This is a genomic window from Pandoraea eparura (assembly GCF_902459725.1).
GTDB classification, from domain to species: Bacteria; Pseudomonadota; Gammaproteobacteria; order Burkholderiales; family Burkholderiaceae; genus Pandoraea; species Pandoraea eparura.
In genome coordinates this window covers 275,445-292,183 of the sequence record NZ_CABPSH010000004.1, presented here as the reverse complement: position 1 = coordinate 292,183, position 16,739 = coordinate 275,445, and the positions used below count along the sequence as shown (strand labels likewise).

Annotated in this window: 11 protein-coding genes and 1 pseudogene; 4 read left to right on the top strand and 8 right to left on the bottom strand. The window is 65.9% G+C overall.

Annotation, left to right across the window (positions count from 1 at the left end):
- Nucleotides 1-66: 66 nt before the first annotated feature.
- The 8 genes and pseudogenes from eno to PEP31012_RS11960 form a co-directional block, all read right to left on the bottom strand.
- Nucleotides 67-1,350, bottom strand: a complete 1,284-nt coding sequence (gene eno / locus PEP31012_RS12000; protein WP_150589559.1) for a phosphopyruvate hydratase — start codon at nucleotides 1,348-1,350, stop codon at nucleotides 67-69.
- Nucleotides 1,351-1,751: 401 nt separating this feature from the next.
- Nucleotides 1,752-2,606 (bottom strand): 3-deoxy-8-phosphooctulonate synthase, encoded by an 855-nt coding sequence (gene kdsA, locus PEP31012_RS11995; protein ID WP_150589558.1) that lies wholly within the window; start codon nucleotides 2,604-2,606, stop codon nucleotides 1,752-1,754.
- A gap of 37 nt (nucleotides 2,607-2,643) precedes the next feature.
- The gene (gene pyrG, locus PEP31012_RS11990; protein WP_150589557.1) at nucleotides 2,644-4,302 is read right to left on the bottom strand and encodes a CTP synthase; all 1,659 of its coding nucleotides are present in this window, start codon (nucleotides 4,300-4,302) and stop codon (nucleotides 2,644-2,646) included.
- A 185-nt stretch (nucleotides 4,303-4,487) separates the two neighbouring features.
- Nucleotides 4,488-5,318, bottom strand: coding sequence for an alpha/beta hydrolase (locus PEP31012_RS11985; protein ID WP_150589556.1), 831 nt, complete (start codon nucleotides 5,316-5,318; stop codon nucleotides 4,488-4,490).
- 382 nt (nucleotides 5,319-5,700) lie between these two features.
- Nucleotides 5,701-8,559, bottom strand: coding sequence for a DNA internalization-related competence protein ComEC/Rec2 (locus PEP31012_RS11980; RefSeq protein ID WP_484549314.1), 2,859 nt, complete (start codon nucleotides 8,557-8,559; stop codon nucleotides 5,701-5,703).
- 423 nt (nucleotides 8,560-8,982) lie between these two features.
- Nucleotides 8,983-9,768 (bottom strand): annotated as a pseudogene (locus PEP31012_RS11970) (TatD family hydrolase); the annotation flags it as partial.
- A gap of 251 nt (nucleotides 9,769-10,019) precedes the next feature.
- Nucleotides 10,020-10,745, bottom strand: a complete 726-nt coding sequence (gene lolD / locus PEP31012_RS11965; RefSeq protein WP_150589554.1) for a lipoprotein-releasing ABC transporter ATP-binding protein LolD — start codon at nucleotides 10,743-10,745, stop codon at nucleotides 10,020-10,022.
- On the bottom strand, nucleotides 10,738-11,991 hold the full coding sequence (locus tag PEP31012_RS11960) for a lipoprotein-releasing ABC transporter permease subunit (protein ID WP_150589553.1): 1,254 nt from the start codon (nucleotides 11,989-11,991) through the stop codon (nucleotides 10,738-10,740). The genes lolD and PEP31012_RS11960 overlap by 8 nt, the downstream gene beginning before the upstream one ends.
- A gap of 229 nt (nucleotides 11,992-12,220) precedes the next feature.
- On the opposite strand from PEP31012_RS11960, the gene PEP31012_RS11955 reads away from it, so the two are divergent.
- The 4 genes from PEP31012_RS11955 to PEP31012_RS11940 all read left to right on the top strand — a co-directional run bounded on the left by PEP31012_RS11955 (nucleotide 12,221) and on the right by PEP31012_RS11940 (nucleotide 16,734).
- The gene (locus tag PEP31012_RS11955) at nucleotides 12,221-13,300 is read left to right on the top strand and encodes a regulator (RefSeq protein WP_150589552.1); all 1,080 of its coding nucleotides are present in this window, start codon (nucleotides 12,221-12,223) and stop codon (nucleotides 13,298-13,300) included.
- The gene (gene recJ, locus PEP31012_RS11950) at nucleotides 13,297-14,994 is read left to right on the top strand and encodes a single-stranded-DNA-specific exonuclease RecJ (RefSeq protein ID WP_150589551.1); all 1,698 of its coding nucleotides are present in this window, start codon (nucleotides 13,297-13,299) and stop codon (nucleotides 14,992-14,994) included. The genes PEP31012_RS11955 and recJ overlap by 4 nt, the downstream gene beginning before the upstream one ends.
- A 152-nt stretch (nucleotides 14,995-15,146) precedes the next feature.
- Nucleotides 15,147-16,251, top strand: a protein-coding gene (gene prfB / locus PEP31012_RS11945) for a peptide chain release factor 2 (protein ID WP_174978208.1) whose coding sequence is annotated in 2 segments (ribosomal slippage) — nucleotides 15,147-15,218 and nucleotides 15,220-16,251 — 1,104 coding nt in all. Because the reading frame shifts where the segments join, the coding sequence is not laid out codon by codon here.
- A 3-nt stretch (nucleotides 16,252-16,254) separates the two neighbouring features.
- Complete coding sequence (locus PEP31012_RS11940; protein ID WP_150589549.1) at nucleotides 16,255-16,734, top strand: Ivy family c-type lysozyme inhibitor; 480 nt, start codon at nucleotides 16,255-16,257, stop codon at nucleotides 16,732-16,734.
- Nucleotides 16,735-16,739: the final 5 nt, after the last annotated feature.

Sequence of the window (16,739 nt, the reverse complement as noted above, 5' to 3'; positions counted from 1 at the left end):
GCCTGGCAAGAATGCCGGGAAGCGCGCCCCGATCAGCGTCGGGGCACAACGTCCCGGGAAACGGAATTAGCGCAGATTGTAGAACGTTTCCTTGCCCGGATACGAAGCAATATCGCCCAGATCCTCTTCGATGCGCAGAAGTTGGTTGTACTTGGCGATACGGTCGCTGCGCGAGAGCGAGCCCGTCTTGATCTGACCCGCGTTCGTGCCAACGGCGATGTCGGCAATCGTCGAGTCTTCGGTTTCGCCCGAACGGTGCGACACGACGGCCGTGTAGCCGGCACGCTTGGCCATTTCGATGGCGGCGAACGTTTCGGTGAGCGTACCGATCTGGTTGATCTTGATGAGGATCGAGTTGGCGACGCCCTGCTCGATGCCTTGCTTCAGGATCTTCGTGTTGGTCACGAACAGGTCGTCACCGACCAGTTGCACCTTGTGGCCGAGCTTCTCGGTCAGGATCTTCCAGCCGGCCCAGTCGTCTTCCGACATGCCGTCTTCGATCGAGACGATCGGGAACTTGTCGCACAGGTTGGCAAGGTAATCGGCAAACGCTTCCGAGGTCAGCGAGAGGCCTTCGCCGGCCAGTTCGTACTTGCCGTCCTTGAAGAATTCGGTCGAAGCGCAGTCCAGCGCGAGCAGCACGTCCTCGCCCATGCGATAGCCGGCGTTCTCGACCGCCTGCTGAATCGTGGTCAGGCACTCTTCGTTCGACGCGAAGTTCGGTGCGAAACCGCCTTCATCGCCCACGGCCGTGCTCATGCCCTTCTCGGCGATGAGTTTCTTGAGCGCGTGGAAGATTTCGGCGCCGCAACGCAGGGCTTCGCGGAAGCTCGACTGGCCGACGGGCATCACCATGAACTCCTGGATGTCCAGGCTGTTGTTGGCGTGCGCGCCACCGTTGACGATGTTCATCATCGGCACCGGCATCTGCATCGCGCCCGAACCACCGAAATAGCGGTACAGCGGCAGGCCGGCTTCTTCCGCCGCAGCCTTGGCCACAGCCATCGACACGGCCAGCATGGCGTTCGCGCCGAGGCGCGACTTGTTGTCCGTGCCGTCGAGTTCGATCAGGGTCTTGTCCAGGAAGGCTTGCTCGGCCGCATCCAGGCCCATGATCGCTTCCGAAATCTCGGTGTTGATGTGCTCGACCGCCTTCTGCACGCCCTTGCCGAGATAGCGGCCCTTGTCGCCATCACGCAGCTCGATCGCTTCGCGCGAGCCGGTCGATGCGCCCGACGGCACCGCCGCACGGCCCATCACGCCCGACTCCAGCAGCACGTCGCACTCGACCGTCGGGTTGCCGCGCGAGTCCAGCACTTCGCGCCCGATGATATCTACGATTGCACTCATGTATTCCTCGGTATCTGTATGACAAAAACGCTAAAGAGAACCTGCTTCGCGCCGCGGCCCGTCACCTGCCGCCTTCACGTCGGGCGCTTGCGCCGAAGCCTGACGTGGACGCCGATGCGGCGCTCGCGCGCGCAACGGCGGGGACTGCATGGACGGGGAAACCTCGGCGCCTCGAAAAGAGGCACGGGTGAGGCACGGCGGCCGGCGGGATGACATCGATGTCGACGGTGCGCTCGGCGTACGGCACGCGGGCATCTCCTTGTGGGCCTGCCCTCGCGGCGGCCACTGACGACCGCTGCGGCGACAAGCTTAACGACTCGACGCCACGCTGCCAAGGCATCCGAGCGCTATACCCGTCCTGTGGGCGTTCTGATAGTGGCCCCAGGACGGCGTGTCTCATTTCAGTTGAAATTATTTTCCAGGAACTCGCCTTGCTTCACCGCCGCATCGATCGTCTTGAGGGTGGTGAGCAGCTCGCGCATGCGCGCCAGCGGCACGGCGTTGGGACCGTCCGAGAGCGCGCAGGCCGGATCCGGATGCGTCTCCATGAACAGGCCCGACACCCCCACGGCCACGGCGGCACGCGAGAGGACCGGCACGAACTCGCGCTGGCCGCCCGAGCTGGCGCCCTGGCCGCCCGGCAATTGGACAGAGTGCGTCGCATCGAACACGACCGGCGCCCGGGTCTCGCGCATGATCGCCAGCGAGCGCATGTCCGAGACCAGATTGTTGTAGCCGAACGAGACGCCGCGCTCGCAAGCCATGAAGACGTCGTCGGGCAGGCCGGCTTCGCGCGCAGCGTCGCGGGCCTTGTCGATGACGTTGATCATGTCGTGCGGCGCGAGAAACTGCCCCTTCTTGATGTTCACCGGTTTGCCCGACTGGGCGCAGGCACGGATGAAATCGGTCTGGCGGCACAGGAACGCCGGCGTTTGCAGCACATCGACGATGGGCGCGGCCACGGCCACGTCTTCTTCGGTATGCACGTCGGTGAGCACCGGCACGCCCAGCTGGCGGCGCACTTCCTCGAGGATCTTCAGGCCGGCCTCGCGCCCGGGGCCGCGAAACGACTTGCCCGAGCTGCGATTCGCCTTGTCGAACGACGACTTGTAAATGAACGGAATGCCCAGCGCGCCGGTAATTTCCTTGAGCTGTCCCGCGACGTCGATCGTCATTTGCTCCGATTCGACGACGCAGGTACCCGCGATCAGGAAAAACGGCTTGTCCAGGCCAACCTCGAAACCGCACAGTTTCATGGGAACTCCTTGTGTCTCGCTCGCTGCGGGCGGGGCCTCAGGCGGCCTTCTTGCGCGCCTGCTGACCGGCCAGCGCCGCCTCGACATACGCCTTGAAGAGCGGATGGCCGTCGCGCGGCGTCGAGGTGAACTCGGGGTGGAACTGAACGCCCACGAACCACGGGTGCACCTGCTGCGGCAACTCCATCATCTCCGGCAGGTTCTCGGTCGGCGTGCGTGCCGAGATCACCAGGCCGGCGGCTTCGAGCTGCGGGACATAATGATTGTTGACTTCGTAGCGATGGCGGTGACGCTCGTTGACCGTGTCGCCGTAGATGCGCGAGGCGAGCGTGTCGGTCTTGACGGGCACGCGCTGCGAGCCCAGGCGCATCGTGCCGCCCAGATCCGAATTTTCGGTACGCTGCTCGATCTTGCCGTCGCGGTCCTGCCACTCGGTGATGAGGGCGACGACCGGATGCGGCGTCGACGGCTCGAATTCCGTGCTGTTGGCTTCGGACAGATTGGCCACGTCACGCGCGAATTCGATCACGGCGAGCTGCATACCCAGGCAGATGCCGAGATACGGCACGCGGTTCTCGCGAGCGTAACGAATCGCCTTGATCTTGCCCTCGGTACCGCGTCGACCGAAACCGCCCGGCACGAGAATGGCGTCCAGATGCTTGAGCGCGTCCGTGCCGTCCTTCTCGATCTGTTCGGAATCGATGTACTCGATGTTCACGCGCGTTTCCGTGTGGATCGCGGCGTGGCGCAGCGCTTCGATGAGCGATTTGTACGACTCGGTCAGATCGACGTACTTGCCGACCATGCCGATGGTCACGTCGTGCTTCGGATTCTCGACGGCATGCACCAGACGCGTCCACATGGACAGGTCGGCCGGCTTGGCTTCGATCTTCAGCGCTTCGCAGATGATCTTGTCCATGCCCTGGTCATGGAGCATCTGCGGAATCTTGTAGATCGTGTCGACGTCCCAGACGGAGATCACGGCGTCCTGCGGGATGTTCGCAAACAGCGAAATCTTGGCGCACTCGTCTTCCGGAATCTGACGGTCGGCGCGGCACAGCAGCACGTCCGGCGAAATACCGATTTCGCGCAGCTTCTGCACGCTGTGTTGCGTCGGCTTGGTCTTGAGTTCGCCGGCCGTCGCGATGTACGGCACGAGCGTCAGGTGCACGAAGGCCACGCTGTTGCGGCCCAGGCGCAGGTTCATCTGACGCGCGGCTTCGAGGAACGGCAGCGATTCGATATCGCCGACCGTGCCGCCGATTTCGACGATGGCAACGTCCGGATGGCCGTCCCAGGTCGAACGCGCACCGCGCTCGACGAAGGCCTGAATTTCGTTGGTGATGTGCGGAATGACCTGAACGGTCTTGCCGAGATATTCGCCACGGCGCTCCTTGCGGATCACCGATTCATAGATCTGGCCCGTCGTGAAGTTGTTCGCACGACGCATCTTGGCGCTGATGAAGCGCTCATAGTGACCCAGATCGAGGTCGGTTTCCGCACCGTCCTCGGTCACAAACACCTCGCCGTGCTGGAACGGGCTCATCGTGCCCGGATCGACGTTGATGTAGGGGTCAAGCTTGAGGAGGGTGACTTTGAGGCCACGCGATTCGAGAATCGCGGCCAGAGATGCGGCAGCAATTCCCTTACCAAGAGAGGAAACCACGCCGCCCGTGACAAAAACAAATTTGGTCATCGCAGTAATTGCTCGCGGGAAAGCCGGATTATACCCGAAAGCCGCCCTGCCCTCGACGTGCGACGCGGCAAATTTTGACCTTGACAGGCACCCCGCGCGCCGCTCCGTATGGCCGATGCGTCCCACACGCCCGCGAGGAACACACCCGACTCGGGCTCGCGCGGCGCAAGCCCGAGTCGGGCGTCTCAGGCGGCCAGCGAACGCCGGTGCTCGCCGCGCAGTGCCGCCAGCATATCTCGCACGGCATCCGCGGTCTCCAGCGGCCGCTCCATCGGAAAGAGGTGGGTGCCCTGCACGTAGCGCAGATGCGTGCCGACGATACGGCGTGTCGCCCCGATTCCGGCCTGCCGCAACTCACGCGACTCGGTGCCGGCGAGAAAGCCGACCGGCACCGGCACGCCACGCATGGCGCGCACGGCAAGCAGCGGCGGCAGGGTCAGATAGATCCGATATTCGATGTCACGCGCAAACGCGAGGCGCCGGGCTTCGCCCTCGCCGGTCGGCATCGTGCCGCAGTCGATGTAGTCGCGCAGCACGTCCGGATCCCAGCCGGCGAACACCGGCTTGCTGGCGAAATGTTGCCACGCCGCCTCCCAGTCGGGCCAGTGATCGCGGCGCCGCTTGGTCACGCCCGCGGGCGACAGGCGTTCGTACAGCCCGGTGAGCAGGCTAAGGCGGAGCATTTGCGTGCGCCAGCCCGGCGTGACGATGGGCGAATCGATCATGACCACACCGCGCACGGCCTGCGGTGCCTTGAGCGCGGCCATGAGGCTCAGAAAGCCGCCCAGCGAATGTCCCACGAGCCAGACGGGCTCACCGCGGTACTGGCGCGCGAGCGTATCGACCAGTTCGTCGCGTAGATGGCGCCAGCCCGGCGTGACCGGATAGTGCGGATCGTGACCGATACGATTGATGGCACGCACGTCGTACTCATCGGCCAGGGCCCCCAGCAGCTTGCGATACACGCCAGCGGGGAAGCCATTGCCGTGCGAAAAATGAAGGATGTCTCTTGTCATGGCGTTCGTTGTCGTGGAGAGCCAACCAGGTGCGCAATGCCGTGACGCCTGTCGCCCGACGGCGACTGACGTTGACAGGCGGCAGCTACCGGGGATCGCGGGGAATCGCTAGGGATCGCTGCAATCGCAGGGACTTGCTGATGACCGCTGCAATCGCCACGAATCCGTAGTGATCGGCGGCAACCGGGGTCGTTCACCACGCCCGCACGGACCCGGGTCGCCCTGACCGAGATCCGGCTCGTCGGTCCATTCTAGCGAACCGCTCGTCGAGTAACGGTAGAGGTTTCCGTCGAATTGCGACGCCCGCGACGGCCCCGCGCGTCTCGCCCTTAGCCGCCCGAAGCCGCATAAAGCCGGGGTTGCCGGCCCCGCAACGTCGCCGTCACGACGTATCCGGCACGTCCGCGTGCCAATAGCGCCGATATTGCTCGCGGTACGACAGCGCTTCGATGCCATCGTCTGTGATCGAAAACCGGATGCCTCCATGCGTCACGCTTTGCCAGATCCGCGCGCCGGCTGCCCGATAACGGGCCACAACCCCGGGCCTTGGATGTCCGAAGCGGTTGCGGTAGCCCGCCTGGAACACCACATGATCCGGCGATACCGCGTCGATGAATGCGGGCGTCGACGACGTCAGGCTGCCGTGATGGGGCACCAACAGGATGTCCGAACGCAGATCGGCCCCGAATCGCGCCAGCATGCCCCGCTCCTGCGGCGCCTCGGCATCCGCCGCGAGCAGCACACTATGCCGGGCATTCGCAATGCTCAGCACACAACTGACGCTGTTCGGCCCGGCGCGACCGCCCCAGCCGTCGCGCAACGCTGCCTGATCGGGGTGCAGAAAGCGGAAGGTGATGCCGTCCCATGTCCATTGCTGTCCAGCCAGGCACGTGCGATGCGCCGCTGCGGCGCGACGCACGCCATGTGTCGCCGGTAACGACGAGAACACCGGCGTCGACGGATACGCCTTGAGCACACTCAATGCGCCGCCGAAATGATCGTCGTGCGCGTGACTGACGACGAAGCGATCCAGCCGCGTGATGCCATGTGCGCGCAGATAGGGAACGATCACGCGGCGGCCGGCATCACTGTGTCGTCCCAACGGCGGTCCTGCGTCGAAGAGCAGCGTGCGCGTCGCCGTCTCGACAAGCACCGCATTGCCCTGCCCGATATCGAGCATCGTGACACGAAACGCCCCGGCATCCGGCCGCGGCGACGACGCGAGCCATGCCGGCCCCAGCAGCGCGAAACCGGCGAAACGCACGCCAACGCGCCACGCGCTCAGTCGCCGCATCGCGGCCGGCAGAGGCATCAGGCAGATGATCACGCCGCCGAGCGCCGCCGCCTGCGCCCAAGGCGGCGCGACGGCCGCCCGCCACACGGCCCACGGCCACGCCGCCAGTGCACCGAGCCAATCGGCCAGCCAGACCACCGCTGTATGCGCGATCACCAGCGCCCAATGCGCCAACGACGCGGGCAGCAACAGGCTCACCAGCGTCAGCGGCGTCACGATCAATGTCATCACCGGGATGGCGATCGCGTTCGCCAGCGGCCCAAGCAGCGGCACCGCCCCAAACCATGCCAACGTCAACGGCACGAGGCCTACCGTGACCGCATACTGTGCCCGCGCCGCAGGCCCCAGACGGGCCAGGATCGCGACTCGCCAGCGGCGGATCGCGCCATCCTGACGTTCACGGGCCTGGCGCTCACCCGCCCGGCATTCGCCTGGCTGCCGATCACCGCCCAGACCTTCGCCAAGCTGCCGCTCGCCCCCCTGACATCCGACTGACTGACGCTCGCCGCCCCGACTTTCGCCCTGCTTACGCTTACCGTCCAGACGTTCGGCCCGCTTGCGCTTACCGTCCCGCCATTCGCCGAATTGACGCTCTCCCCACAACCCGCGCCGAATCTCGCGCGATGTCGCTGATGAACGCGCGGTCTCAGAAGCACCGCGCAGACGTGCCGCCCGCGACGTCTGCCCCCGCTTCGCGCCCAGGACAAGCGCCGCGACCGCGCCAAATGAAAGCCACAGGCCTGGCGTCACCACGGCCCAGGGATCGAGTGCGACGACGATGGCCAATGCCCACGCCAGCACGTACGACGGCGCCGCCATACGACCATTGAGCAAGGCGAAGACCAGAATCGCCACCATGCCGACGGCACGCCGCACCGGAACGCCCCACCCGGCTATCGCCCCATACGCCACCGCCGCCAGCAGAGCGGCCACGGCCGCTGCCTTGGGCGCAGGCCACCAAAGCGGCAAGCTGAAGCGCCGCGTACAAACGCGTCGCCACAGCAAGCCAACCAGCGCCGCAAACGCGCCCGCCACAAGCGACACGTGCAATCCGGAGATCGCCAGCAAGTGACTGACACCGGTATCGGCAAAGACTTGCCAATCGTCGTCCGCGATATCGCCCCGCTCCCCCAGCGCCAGCGCGATCAGCACCCCGCCGTATCGCGCCGACGGCCCGAGTCCGGCCCAAACGCCGTCGCGCAGCCGCTCGCGCCATGCCACGAATCGGTACCCCGGCATCGTGTCGGCCTGGAGACGAAGTGCGCCCGTCGCCCCCGCACGCGTTCCCATCGCGCCGCCTCTGCCGCTCGACGCCCGCACATATCCCGCCGCGCGAATCCCGCGCACCAGCGCCGTCAGTTCCGCATCGGCACCATGCCAATTCGCGAAACCTCTTGGCGCCTTGAGCCGCACCGGCAATCGCCATCGCTCCCCGGCGTGCGGACGCCCCGCCTCTGAGGCCGCTCCAGCGGCTCCAGCCGCTCTCGCCGCCATCCCGCCCCGATCCCGTTTGCCACCGAACCGCGATTGCCGCGGCCACACCAACTCGATGTGCTTCGGCACCTGCACCTGAGGGCAAATCGCCGCGTTGGCAGCCGCCTCACGTCGACCGTCGAGCACGTCGGACGTTGCACGCGCCATCGCCGATGCCGGCACCTCACATCCCTCACGCAGGGCGAATGCACGCTCCACGTCAAACGCGAATCGCCATCCATCACCGGTGGAAACAGGGAGCCCGGCAACGATTCCGATGACCGCCACATCGCGGCCCTCCAGCTCGACGGGCAGTCGATCACTCAATCGCGACTCCGCCCGAATCACCGCCCATGAGTAACCGAGGACGCCGGCACAGAGCGCCAGTACCGCCAACCTACCGCGGTGACGCCAGCCGACCCCGGCATGCCCGGCGCCATGCGCAAGGCGAGCGCCGTCTCGGCCCGCCGTCACGCTGGCCTCTGTGGCACCGGGATCGCGTCTTGCCACGGCCCAGATGGCGACACCGGCGCACACAGCAAACACGCTCGCGGCGACTCCGACCGCCGCACCGAACCCTCGCCCCCCAGGCAATACGGACGCCTGCTGCAACCACCAGACACCCGCGACCCACGCAAGCAGGACTAGTCTCACGACGTCACCACGTCATGTATCCACCACCCACGCGACGCCTTGGCCTCAGCGCGCGCGAACGGCAGAGATGTCGGAGTTGTCCGGGTTGTCCGGGTTGTCCGGGTTGTCCGGGTTGTCCGGGTTGCTGGAGTTGCTGGAGTTGCTGGAGTTGCTGGAGTTGTCGGGGTTTTCGGGGTTGTCGCGGTTGTCGGGCATATCGGAGATAAGCGAGACGTCGGCATCCGGCCCGTCGCCAGGCCCCATCGCCATGGCGCCCGACAGACGCGGCAGCACTCGCCATGCGTTATGGCAAGTCGCGTGGGCCAACACCTCAGGCGTCACACGGCGCAGATCCGCCAACACCTGCGCAATGCGCGGCAACTCGACCGGGCTGTTGCGCTGCTTGTAGCGCCATTGCGGCGCAATATCGGGCGCATCGGTCTCCAGCACGAGCGCCTCGAGCGGCATATCCGCCGCGAGACGTCGAATCTGCAAGGCACGGTCGAAGGTCATCTGCCCGCCGAATCCGAGGCAGAAGCCACGTTCGACGAACTTGTCCGCCTGCTGACGGCTGCCATTGAACGCGTGCGCGATGCCACCACGCGGCGTGAAAATGCGCAGTTGCTTGAGCAAGGCATCCTGCGAGCGGCGCACATGAAGGATGACGGGCAAATCGAAGTCGCGCGCGATCTTCAACTGCTCGACATAGAAGAAGTGCTGACGCGCCGGATCCAGCGTCGTGACGAAGAAATCGAGACCGATTTCGCCGATGCCGACAAAGCGCGGATCGCCCATCGCCCGCGCGACGGCACGGCGCAACGTGGCGATGTCCTCGTCGCGCGCACGCGGCGTATAGAGCGGGTGGATGCCGAGGGCATACGCGCCCCCGGGGATCGCACGGGCCGCGGCCCGCGCCGCGTCAAACGTTGCACACTCGACGGCGGGCACCACGAGCCCCGCCACACCGGCAGCAGCGGCATCAGCGATCACGGTCGCGCGGTCGGCGTCAAACTCGGCCGCATCGAGATGGCAATGGGTATCGATCCACATGGTCAAAGGTCCTTGAGCGTCAATTCTACGGGTCGATGACAAGGCTCGCACGCCGTTCTCCCCATGACCATCGGACGACGCCGCGTTACGGTCTAGGACGCAGCCGAAATCGACACGGGCCGGCGACGCGCAAAATGCAAAACGCCGGGGCATTCCCCGGCGTTTCGCTCACATCGTCTTTTACCTTCCGCTCAATTTACGCTCACCTCACCGACCGCTCGCACCAGCGCGCGACCACACTCGGTCAGCGATCATGCCGGCTCCAGTATGCCGTCGCGCAGTCGCAGGGCGCGATCGCAGCGCTTCGCCAGATCGATATCGTGCGTCACGATCACAAAGCTGGTCTTCAGCGTTTCCGACAATTCGAGCATCAGCTCGAACACGGTCTCGGCGGTATGCCCGTCGAGGTTGCCGGTCGGCTCGTCGGCCAGCACGCACGCGGGCTGCGTGACCAGCGCGCGCGCCATTGCCACGCGCTGACGCTCGCCCCCCGACAACTCCGACGGACGATGCTTCATGCGCGAGCCGAGTCCCACACGCTCGAGCATGGCCTGCGCCACCGCGCGCGTCTGCTCGGTCGGCATCCGGCGAATGCGCAGCGGCATCGCCACGTTATCGAGCGCCGAGAACTCGGCCAGCAGATGGTGGAACTGATAGACGAAGCCGAGCGACTGATTGCGCTGCGTCGTCTTCTCGCGCTCACGCAGCGACGAAAACGGCTTGCCGAGCAGCGACACCTCGCCACGCGACGGATCGTCGAGCCCACCCAGCACATGCAGCAACGTGCTCTTGCCCGATCCCGACGCGCCCACGATGGCCACCTTTTCGCCGGGGGCCACGTCGAGGCTGGCACCGTTCAAAACCGTCACATTGAGCTGGCCTTGACGGAACGTCTTGTGCAGATCGCGCGCGCGCAGCACGGGGCCGTCATAGGCAAGGTTTGGCACACCGGCCAACGATCGATTCGCGTTACTCATAGCGCAGGGCCTCCGCCGGTTTGACGCGCGAGGCGCGCCAGCTCGGGTAGATCGTCGCCAGTGCCGAGAGGATGAACGAAATCACCCCGATGCGGATCACGTCCGACGATTGCAGATCCGAAGGCAATTCGGAGATGAAATAGATGTCTTGCGGCAGGAAGTGGACCCCCAGCAAGTGCTCGATGAATGGCACGATGGTGCCGATGTTGACCGAGATCAGGCAGCCCAGCGCCACGCCGAGCAGCGCCCCGGCAAAGCCGATCGTCACGCCCTGCACGATGAAGATCTTCATGATCGAGCCGGGCTGCGCGCCCAGCGTGCGCAGAATGGCGATGTCCGCATACTTGTCGGTCACCGTCATCACCAGCGAGGACACCAGGTTGAAGGCCGCCACGGCGATGATGAGCGTCAGGATGATGAACATCATGCGCTTTTCGGTCTGCACCGCGATGAACCAGTTCTTGTTCTGCTGCGTCCAGTCGCGCACCCACATATTGCCCGAGAGCGTTTTGGCCAGTTCGCGCGCCACGAGCGGCGCCTGCTCCATGTCCTGGATCTTCAGGCGCACGCCGGTCGGTCCGTCGAGCCGGAAGAGCGTCTCGGCATCGTGCAGGTCGATGAGGGCCAGCGAGCTGTCGTATTCATAGTGCCCCGCGGTGAAGACGGCCACCACCGTGAACTGCTTGACGCGCGGCAGCACTCCGGCCGGTGTGATGGTCCCCTGTGGGGCGACGAGCGTGATCTTGTCGCCGATGGTCACGCCCAGCGCCCGGGCCAGTTCGCGACCGAGCACGATGCCGAAGCTGCCCGGTGTGAGGTTGGCGAGCGAGCCCTCGGTGATCTGCTTGCCGAGATCGGACACCTTGGCTTCCTCGCTCGGCACAATGCCACGCAACACCACGCCGCGCACGTTGTCCTCGCGCGTGAGCATGGCCTGCTCGCCCACGTAGGGCGCCGCCGCGATCACGTTCTTGTTCTGCAGCGCTTCGGCCGCCGTGCGGTGCCAGTCGGGCAGATTGCCGTCGACCGCGAAGACCTCGATGTGCGCGAGCACGGAGAGCATGCGGTCCCGAACTTCCTTCTGAAAGCCGTTCATCACCGAGAGCACCACAATGAGCGCCGCCACGCCCAGCGCAATGCCGGCCATGGAGATGAAGGAAATGAAGGAAATGAAACCGTTGCCGGATGATCGTTTGCCGGTGCGCGTATAGCGCCAGCCGATCTGCCATTCGTATGGGAATTTCAAACGGATTCCTGATTCTTGATAAGGATCGATCGGCGCGTACCGGTGCCGGTCTTCACCGGCGCCCAGGGCCCTTGGTACGACGCCGCCATCTGGCCAACACCTGGCCGAACTCCGGCCAGCCCGCGGCCTCCTGCCAATCTTGGCCCGGCCCGACGCACCGCACGTTCAACGCCTGACGTCAGGGTCACCCAACTGCCAGCGCGAAGTTTGCCATACAATTCGCCTCGACATGGATACACCTGCCCTGCACTTTCTCTTGCCGTTCGCGTTGCCCGCGTCGGCCCATTTGCCCGCACTGCTGGCCGACTTGGAGTTGCCTGCGCTCGAAAAGTTGCTCGCGCGCGGCGTCCAGGCGGCGCAGGACGTGCCGGCCGACCCGTTTGTCCCCACGCTGCCGCACGAGCGCTGGCTGACCGAAGCCTTTGGCCTGCCCCGCGGACCGTCGCGTGCCCCGCTCGCGCCGTACATGCGGTTCGAGGACAGCGGCATGCTCGACACCCGGTTCTGGTACTGCGCGCAACCCGCGCACATCCACATCGCCACCGACCATCTGGTGCTCACCGATCCCGCCGAACTGGCGCTGAGCCCCGAGGAATCTGCCGCCCTGTTCGCCACCGCGCATACCCTGTTAGCGGAGGTCGGCGGCGAGTTGCACGCGCCGCGTCCGGACCGGTGGTATCTGAGCGCGCCGGCGTTGGGCGACCTGCTGAGCGCGTCGCCCGCGCGCGCGGCCGGGCGCAACGTCGACATCTGGCTGCCGCAGGGCAAGGCCGAACTGACGTGGCGCAAGTGGCAGAACGAAGTCCAGATGGCCTGGTACGACCATCCGGCCAATCAGGCGCGCGAAGCCCGCGGCCTGCCACCGGTCAATGCGATCTGGCTGTACGGCGGCGGCGAACGCATCGCCGCGCCGCGCCTGAACCGGCCATGCGTGACGATCCTGGCGGACGCCCCCGCCACCCGGGGCCTGGCGAACCATCTGCAAATCGCGCTGCACGGCACGGACGCCGGCCTCGCCGCCGCGAACGGCAGAACCGTCGTGCAGATCGATACATTGACGCCGTACTTCCTGACGGAAGATTGGGCGCGCTGGCGCGATGCTCTCGTCGAGATCGACCGCACGTGGCTGGCACCGGCGCTCGCGCGCGTGAGCAAGGGCCAAGCCCGCGAAGTCTCGCTCACCCTGTGCGGCGACAGCCACAGCGTGACGATCCGCTCGCGCAGCGGCGACCTGCGCAAGTTCTGGCGCCGTCAGGCGCTCGCCAGTCGCGTGGCGGCGTTCTCCCGCCTGGGCGAGGACGTCGCATGACCGACATCGTCACCCGTCAGGTCGACGACGCGACGGCCGACGCCCTCGCGCGCGAGGGCATCCACCCGGTGCTCGCCCGCCTGTTCGCCTCACGCGGCGTGGCCGAGCATGCCGAGACCGAAACGGCGCTGTCTCGCCTGATCCCCCCGACGCAACTGAAGGGCGCGCAGGACGCCGCGGCCTTCCTTGCCGACGCCATCGCCGCCGGCAAGCGCCTGCTCGTGGTGGCCGACTACGATTGCGATGGCGCGACCGCCTGCGCCGTGGCCGTGCGCGGCCTGCGCATGTTCGGCGCCAAGGTCGAGTACCTGGTGCCGAACCGCTTCGAATACGGCTACGGCCTGACGCCGGAGATCGTGGCCCTGGCCGCGCAAGGCAAGGCAGGGCCGCCCGACGTGCTGATCACCGTCGACAACGGCATTGCCAGCCTCGACGGCGTGGCCGCCGCGCAGGCGCTCGGCATCGAAGTCGTGGTGACCGATCACCATCTGCCGGGCAATGAGCTGCCCAACGCACGCTGCATCGTCAATCCCAACCAGCCAGGCTGCGAATTCCCGAGCAAGAATCTGGCCGGGGTCGGCGTCATGTTCTACGTCCTGCTCGCGCTGCGCGCCGAATTGCGCACCCGCGGGGCGTTCGACGCGCGCGAGCAGCCGCGGCTCGACACGCTGCTCGATCTGGTCGCGCTGGGCACGGTCGCGGACGTGGTCAAGCTCGACGCCAACAATCGCATCCTGGTCGCGCAGGGCCTCTCACGCATGCGCGCCGGGCGCATGCATCCGGGCATCAACGCGCTCTTTCGCGCGGCCGCCCGCAACGCGCGGCAAGCGGGCAGTTTCGATCTGGGCTTCGGCCTCGGTCCGCGCTTGAACGCCGCCGGACGCCTCGCAGACATGTCGCTCGGCATCGAATGCCTGCTCACGGACGACGACGCCCGCGCCTGGACGCTCGCGCAGGAACTCGATGCAATGAATCGCGAGCGCCGGGAGATCGAAGCGGGGATGCAGCAGGAAGCGCTGGCCGACCTGGCGCGCTTCGACCCGCGCGCTGCCACCACGCTGTGCGCCTTCAACGAGACGTGGCATCAGGGCGTGATCGGTATCGTGGCCGCGCGGCTCAAAGAGAAGTTCTACCGTCCGACCATCGTGTTCGCCCCCGGCGACGACGCTCAGATCAAGGGCTCCGGCCGCTCGATCCCCGGCTTTCACCTGCGCGACGCGCTCGATCTCGTCACCAAGCGCGAACCGGGTCTCATCGCCAAATTCGGCGGACATGCGATGGCCGCGGGCCTCACGATCGCCGCCGACGCCCTGCCACGCTTCCAGGCGGCGTTCGAAGCCGTGGGACAGGCGTGGCTCGACGAGAAGGCGCTCTCGCGCGTGATCGAAACCGATGGCGATATCGGTGACGAGTGCTTCGTGCCGCCGTTCGTCGCCCTGCTCGACGCGCAAGTGTGGGGACAGGGTTTCCCGCCGCCCGTGTTCTCGGGGGAATTCGACGTGCTCTCGCAAGCCATCCTCAAGGACAAGCACCTGAAGTTGCAGCTCGGTCGCGGGCGCATGCGCTTCAATGCCATCTGGTTCAATCACGCCGATACCCTGCCCAGCCGTGCGCGATTTGCCTATCGACTGGCCGCTGACACGTTCAATGGCGTGTCACGGGTCCAGATGATCGTCGAGCACGCCCAGGGCTGAACGCCGGCCGTGTTGCGTACCGACACGAAATCTGTCCAGCGCGGCCGGCGGTGGGGGCTCCGGAACGCGCCAACCGCCCGGGAAAAGTGGGGGAACCGAGCCTTTGCTGCGCTATAATCGCGGTTTCCCCGAATTCGCACCCGTCATAGCTCATGGAAGCCGAACGCCTTAACGCACTTGAATCCCTGCTCGCCGACCTGCGCACCCGCGTCGGCGAGCTCAGGGGGTATCTTTGACTTCGATGTCAAGCAAGCTCGCCTGACTGAAGTCAACAAAGAACTCGAAGACCCCAACATCTGGAACGATTCCAAGCGCGCGCAGGCACTGGGCAAGGAAAAGAAGGCGCTCGACAGCATCGTCACCAACCTGACCGAACTCGACGCCGGCCTGTCCGATACGCAGGAACTGTTCGACATGTCCCGCGACGAGGGCGATGAAGACTCGTTGCTGGCGCTCGAAAGCGACACGCAGAGCCTCGCCGCGCGCGTGGGCGAGATGGAATTCCGCCGGATGTTCAACAACCCGGCCGACCCGAACAACTGCTTCATCGACATCCAGGCCGGCGCCGGCGGCACCGAGGCCAACGACTGGGCCGGCATGCTGCTGCGCCAATATCTGCGCTACTGCGAACGCAAGGGCTTCAAGGCCGAAGTGCTCGAAGTGTCGGACGGCGACGTCGCGGGCATCAAGAGCGCCTCGCTGAAGGTCACCGGCGATTACGCCTACGGCTATCTGCGGACGGAAACCGGCGTGCACCGTTTGGTGCGCAAGTCGCCGTTCGACTCGTCGGGCGGTCGCCACACGTCGTTCGCCAGCCTGTTCGTGTACCCGGAAGTGGATGACTCGATCGAGATCGACATCAATCCGGCCGACGTGCGCACCGACACGTATCGCGCGTCCGGTGCAGGCGGTCAGCACATCAACAAGACCGACTCCGCCGTTCGTCTGACGCACATCCCGACGGGCATCGTCGTCGCCTGCCAGAACGACCGTTCGCAGCACCGCAACCGTGCCGAAGCGTGGGACATGCTGCGCTCGCGCCTGTTCGAGCACGAGATGCGCAAGCGTCGTGCCGAGCAGGACAAGCTGGAGTCGAGCAAGACCGATGTGGGCTGGGGCCATCAGATTCGCTCTTACGTGCTCGATCAGTCGCGCGTCAAGGACCTGCGCACCAGCGTGGAAACCGGCAACACCGGCAAGGTGCTTGACGGCGATCTGGACGACTTCATCTCAGCGAGTCTCAAGCAGGGAGTGTAAGGAATGGCGTTTGTCCGCACGCTAGCCGTGTGGGTGGTGAGCGCGCTGTGCCTGCAGCGCGCCGCCGTGGCTGCCCCGGCCAGTACACCGGGCGCACCGGGTGCAAGTCCCGACACGGGACCGTACCTGCATGAATTGCTCAAGCGCCCGGACTTCTCGGGGGCCTATGCGCGCATCATCACGCCACGCAATGTTCCCGCGTGGGTGCGTCAGGGCGGGACATCGACGCCGTCGCAACGCGTGAGCGTCGCCGGCAAGCCCTGGTTGCTGGTGCAGAGCTGCAAGCCACACGATTGCCCGAGCGAGTATGTCCACATTTTGTATGAGCCGCGCTCACAGGCGATCGCGGCGCTGTTCGTGCGAGACCCGAGTGCGGCGGCCAATGCCGGTCCGCGTCAGGACCGCACCGAACTGATCTGGCTGGGTGCGCCCGATGGCGTGCTCAAGAATGCCCTGCTGCACACGCTGCGTTTTACCGAATAACCTCA

What these genes read in the sequence shown, in the direction of transcription:
- PEP31012_RS11940 (WP_150589549.1), top strand. Translation starts at nt 16,255, where the DNA reads ATGGCGTTTGTCCGCACGCTAGCCGTGTGGGTGGTGAGCGCGCTGTGC.
- PEP31012_RS11985 (WP_150589556.1), bottom strand. Translation starts at nt 5,318, where the DNA reads ATGACAAGAGACATCCTTCATTTTTCGCACGGCAATGGCTTCCCCGCT.
- lolD (WP_150589554.1), bottom strand. Translation starts at nt 10,745, where the DNA reads ATGAGTAACGCGAATCGATCGTTGGCCGGTGTGCCAAACCTTGCCTAT.
- eno (WP_150589559.1), bottom strand. Translation starts at nt 1,350, where the DNA reads ATGAGTGCAATCGTAGATATCATCGGGCGCGAAGTGCTGGACTCGCGC.
- recJ (WP_150589551.1), top strand. Translation starts at nt 13,297, where the DNA reads ATGACCGACATCGTCACCCGTCAGGTCGACGACGCGACGGCCGACGCC.
- kdsA (WP_150589558.1), bottom strand. Translation starts at nt 2,606, where the DNA reads ATGAAACTGTGCGGTTTCGAGGTTGGCCTGGACAAGCCGTTTTTCCTG.
- PEP31012_RS11955 (WP_150589552.1), top strand. Translation starts at nt 12,221, where the DNA reads ATGGATACACCTGCCCTGCACTTTCTCTTGCCGTTCGCGTTGCCCGCG.
- pyrG (WP_150589557.1), bottom strand. Translation starts at nt 4,302, where the DNA reads ATGACCAAATTTGTTTTTGTCACGGGCGGCGTGGTTTCCTCTCTTGGT.